The 3967-nt window shown below is 65.1% G+C and carries 3 protein-coding genes; all 3 read right to left on the bottom strand.

Translation table 11 applies throughout. The features are described 5' to 3' along the window. Positions 1-1088: TPM domain-containing protein (locus ACK6AU_RS31465; protein ID WP_409303635.1), on the bottom strand; the 1088-nt coding region annotated here is incomplete at its 3' end. Positions 1089-1244: 156 nt separating this feature from the next. Beyond that, positions 1245-2651 (bottom strand): aldehyde dehydrogenase family protein, encoded by a 1407-nt coding sequence (locus tag ACK6AU_RS31460; protein ID WP_185702060.1) that lies wholly within the window; start codon positions 2649-2651, stop codon positions 1245-1247. A 10-nt stretch (positions 2652-2661) separates the two neighbouring features. Next, entirely contained in the window at positions 2662-3705 is a 1044-nt protein-coding gene (locus ACK6AU_RS31455; protein ID WP_409303633.1) for a homoserine dehydrogenase, read from the bottom strand. Positions 3706-3967: the final 262 nt, after the last annotated feature.

Raw genomic sequence — 3967 nt, 5'->3', positions numbered from 1 at the left:
CTCAGGAAATAGGCGAACGGCACGACCGTCAGCCAACGCTGGGCCGCCTGCCAGGCATCCACGCCCAGGCCCATCAGCAGGACCAGCGTGAGCAGCACGGCAAAGCGCCACAAAAAGCCCCGAGGGCTCCTGCGCCAGCTGTTGCGCATCATCCAGTACAGCAGCCAATGGCCACCCAGTACCAGCAGCACCCCCGCCGGCCAGGCCAGGCCGTAGAGGAACGTCAGACTGCCCAGATACTGGCTGAGCAGGGTCAGCAGGCCGATGTACAGCAGCAGCCCCAGCACCCCGTAGAACACCCCTCGCGCCTGCCACAGCCCGGCGAAGGTCGCACCGCCGATCAACATGCACAGCGGCACCACGAATAGCTGCGCCAGCCACTCCTGGCCGCCCACGGCTCCCACCAGCACCGCCATCAGCACCACTGCGCCACCCAGCACCCGACGCCAGTTCCAGCCGGCAGCCAGCATCACCCCCGCCACCGAGCCGAAAACGAACGCCAGCAGCAAGGCATAGGCTTCGAGCGGCACCGCCCGCTCCACCGGTTCCGGCAGCCCCGCAGGCTCGGGCAGCAAGTCCCCGTCCACCAGCAGGATCAGGTCGTCCAGGGCACGGTCGATACCGCCGGCAAAGTCGCCCTGACGAAAGGCCGGGACCAGGTCCCGGGCGATGATCTGCCCGGCCAGCAGATCGGTGACCACCGGCTCCAGGCCATAGCCGACCTCGATCCGCACCTTGCGATCGTTCTTCGCTACCAACAGCAGGATGCCGTCGTCGGCACCCTTGCGCCCCAGCTTCCAGGCGCGAAACAGCTGGTTGCCCAGGGCCTCGATGCTCTGCTGGCCCAGGTGGGGCACCAGCATCACCGCGATCTGCGCGCCGCGGCGCTGCTCCAGGGCCTCCAGCTTGTGCACCATCCGCTCTTGAGTGACGCTGTCCAAGGTCGCGGTCAGGTCGATCACTCGCCGATCCAGGGGCACATTCACCAGCCCCGGCGGCGCCTCCTCGGCGTGCACCAGCGCCGGCAGCAGCCCGAGAAACAGCGCCAGCCACAGGCCGCGCCCTTGTTGCAACCACACCTTGATCATTGACCCGCTTCCTGCATCGTTCATCCTGAAGCGGCGAACTCTACCATTGCCCGTATCGCGATCGATTCATCGCCCCGCGTCGCCGGCAAAAAAACACCGGGCAGGTGACCAAACCTGCCCGGTGCCCGACGACCTGTCGTGTTAGCGCTATGTCCCTCAGCCCAGGCGGTTCAAGCACACCACCTTGGGCTGGGTCATTTCCTCATAGGCAAAACGCACTCCTTCGCGCCCCAGGCTGCCGTACTTGAAGCCGCCAAAGGGCATGGCATCGAAACGGTAGTCGGAAGAGTCGTTGATCATCACCCCGCCCGCCTCGATACGCCGCGCGGCGTCCATGGCGATACGCAGGTCGTTGGTGAAGATCCCCGCATGCAGGCTGTACTCCGGCTGGTTGGCCAGGGCGATGGCCTGGTCCAGGTCGTCGAACGGCTGCAACACCACCACCGGGGCGAACACCTCATCGCGCCACAGGCGACTGCGGTGATCGACGTTCTCCAGCACCGTGGCGGCGTAGCAGGAACCCTGGCGCTGGTGCCCGCACAGCAGCCGCGCGCCTTGCTGCAGGGCTTCGTCCACCATGGCCTGGGCGCGCTGTGCCGCCTGCTGGCTGATCATCGGCCCGATGTCCGTGCTGCTGGCCAGCGGGTCGCCACTGACCTGAGTACGGGCAAGGCGGACAAAAGCCTCGCGAAATGCCTCATAGATCGAGGCCTGGACCAGCAGGCGCTGGGTGCCGATGCAGTTCTGCCCCGCCGCCCAGAAGGCTCCGGACACGCAGCTTTCCACCGTCGCCGCCAGGTCGCAGTCGGCCATCACGATCACCGGCGCATTGCCTCCCAGGTCCATGGCCAGCTTCTTCAAACCGGCGCTGCGGGCAATCTGCTCGCCGGTGACGAAGCCGCCGGTGAACGACACCATGCGCACCTCGCGGGCTTCCACCAGGGCCTTACCCAAATCCGCGCCGCCGGTGGCCAGGGTCACCACCGACTCTGGCAGGCCGGCATCACGCAGGTATTCCACCAGCTTGATCGCCGACAGCGGCGCCAGCTCCGAGGGCTTGAGAATCACCCCGTTGCCCCCGGCAATCGCCGGGCCAAGCTTGTGCGCCACCAGGTTCAACGGATCGTTGTAGGGCGTGATCGCCAGGATCAGCCCCAGGGGCTCGCGAGAGAACCAGCCCTGGCGGTTTTCCGAGCCTTCGTAAGCGTCGAAGGGCAGCACCTCACCGGCATTGCGCTTGGCCTCTTCGGCCGACAGCTTGAGGGTATTGACGCAGCGCTTGACCTCCTTCTGCGCCTGTTTCAGGGTCTTGCCCGCTTCATCGACGATCAACCGGGCGAAGTGCTCGGCGTCACGTTCAATCTTCAGGGCCGCCTGCTCAAGAATCCGCGCCCGCTGGAAACGCGGCAGGGCAGCGCAAGTCCGCACGCCCTCGCGGGCCTGCTGCAACAGGTAGGGCACGGCGCTGGCATCGGTGCGCGGCACGCTGCCGATGACCCGTCCATCAAAGGGGCTGCGCACTTCAATCGAGTCGGCCAGAGGCACCAGGCGAGACAGATTCATGGGCATTCTCCTAGCGGGCCGAGCGCGATTGGTGGATGTGGATGATGTCCGAGAGCAAGGCAAAGGCCGTCTCGATGCGCCCAGCGCCCGGCCCGGAAACCGTCACCGCCCCCAACAGCTCGGTATTGAACGACAGTGCATTGATCGCCCCGGAAATACCTGCCAGCGGATGCTCCAGCGGCAACAGGCGCGGCTCGACACTGGCCTCCAGGGCGCCGTCGGCCAGGCGCCGGGCCGAACCGATCAGCTTCCAGCACATACCCTCGGCACGGGCCTGGGCCAGGTCTTGGGCCGTCAGGCCGGAGATCCCGCGGCAGGCGACGTCATTGACCGTCAACTGCGCACCCAAGAGTTCGTTGGCCAGGATCACCACCTTCAGGCGCACATCGAAGCCTTCGACATCCGCGCTCGGATCGGCCTCGGCGTAACCCAGGGCCTGGGCCTCGGCCACCGCTTCGGCAAAGCCCAGGCCGGCTTCCATGCGGGTCAGCACAAAGTTGGACGTGCCATTGAGGATGCCTTCGAACCCCAGCAGCCCACTGCCGGCCAGGGACTGCTTGGCCATGCGGATCACCGGGGTGCCGCTCATCACCGCCCCTTCATATTCGAAGGCCGCCACATTGCGCTGGGCCAGGGCCTTGAGTTCGGCGCCGTGCAGGGCAATGGGGCCCTTGTTGGTGGTTACCACATGCTTGCCCTGCTCCAGGGCCCAACGACAGAAGGTACTGGCTGGCTCGCCGTCCACCGGGTTGGTGAAAGTGGCCTCGGCCATGATGTGAGCGCCGGAGTCCTTGATCACCTGCTCATTGAGTGCCTCCACCTGGCCGCCCGGCAGTTGCGCCAACGCGCCTCTGGTTGCCGGCACCTTGCTCAGCAGACCGGCATCCAGCCCCTGGGGAGCGACGATGGAGCCCAGGAACAGATCGCTGATGCCAACGATCTTCAAGCTGAAACCCAACTGTTTTTTCCACGCCTGATTGCGCTCGGCAATCAACTGCGCCAGGGCCCGGTTGACCCCACCGAAGCCCACCAGGGCGATATTGTATTCAGTCATTTTTGTTGTATTCCATTCCGGTTGAGAAGCTGATGGACACAAGGTTAGGGTTCGGACCCGGGCAGTGAAATATGCCGTTTTGCTGTATTTGCTGAGCATTTTGCCCAGCCCGGGAGGCAGGTGAACGGGCATAAAAAAAGCCAACTTGCGTTGGCTTTTTTACGCGCAGGGCTGCGCCTAGCTCACGGAGGACAAGACAAAGGAAGTCAAGGTTTTTTCCTCCCCGGCGAAGGCATCGATGTCATACCACACCCGTTGCGTC

It is taken from the genome of Pseudomonas sp. KCJK8993 (assembly GCF_046230915.1).
GTDB lineage: Bacteria > Pseudomonadota > Gammaproteobacteria > Pseudomonadales > Pseudomonadaceae > Aquipseudomonas > Aquipseudomonas piscis.
The sequence above is the reverse complement of the archived record's forward strand: the minus strand, read 5'-3'. Positions and strand labels throughout refer to the sequence as shown.

Excerpts from the sequence above, each read along its gene's own strand:
- ACK6AU_RS31455 (WP_409303633.1), bottom strand. The coding sequence starts at position 3,705 with ATGACTGAATACAATATCGCCCTGGTGGGCTTCGGTGGGGTCAACCGG.
- ACK6AU_RS31460 (WP_185702060.1), bottom strand. The coding sequence starts at position 2,651 with ATGAATCTGTCTCGCCTGGTGCCTCTGGCCGACTCGATTGAAGTGCGC.